General features: G+C 44.5%; 1 pseudogene. It reads right to left on the bottom strand.

What is annotated here, in order from left to right:
* Nucleotides 1-55: 55 nt before the first annotated feature.
* Nucleotides 56-658 (bottom strand): annotated as a pseudogene (gene scrG, locus R7Z50_RS28140) (regulatory protein ScrG); the annotation flags it as partial.

The raw sequence follows: 658 nt of genomic DNA, 5'->3' as shown, positions 1-658 counted from the left end.
AAACCGGTAACTAAACGGTGGCTGTGCGGAACAGGTGAGAATTCCAAAATTCGAACTATGAATTCAATGAATATCGGCTAGCACTTGCGACAGACAAGGGTTTTGAGAACCAGTAACCTTGTAAATAGTCGAAGCCCATCTGAGTAAAGAAGTCGCACATCTTCGCATCCTCAATGCCTTCAATCACTACCTCAATATTGTTCTCGTGGCACATTGCAATCAAAAACTTTAGGTACTCTCGCGAAGAGTGGTTTGTCAGCGTTTTCCAAGCCATCGATTTATCGATTTTTATCTGCGTCATCGGTAAATCAAAGAAGCAGTTTAAAGAACTGTACCCGGAACCAAAGTCATCCAAAGACAATGCAAAGCCCAATTCACGAAGCGTGTTTAAGGGGGCCATAGCCGTTTGGTTGTTATCCAAAATGAATGTTTCGGTGAGCTCTAGCACGACAGACTGAGGTGCGACGCCAGCTTCGTCAGCCATGGCTTTGATTCTTGAGGGAAACTCACCATTCATAAGCTGCAGAACGGAGACGTTTACGTTCACTCTTACTTCATTTTGGTAGCGTTCACGGTATTGTTTTATGAACTGACAAGCTTTCGCGAACACTTGATAGCCTAGCTCGACGATCAAGCCTTTGTTCTCGGCTACGGGAAT

This window comes from Vibrio sp. 1249-1, from assembly GCF_033340495.1.
The sequence above is the reverse complement of the archived record's forward strand: the minus strand, read 5'-3'. Positions and strand labels throughout refer to the sequence as shown.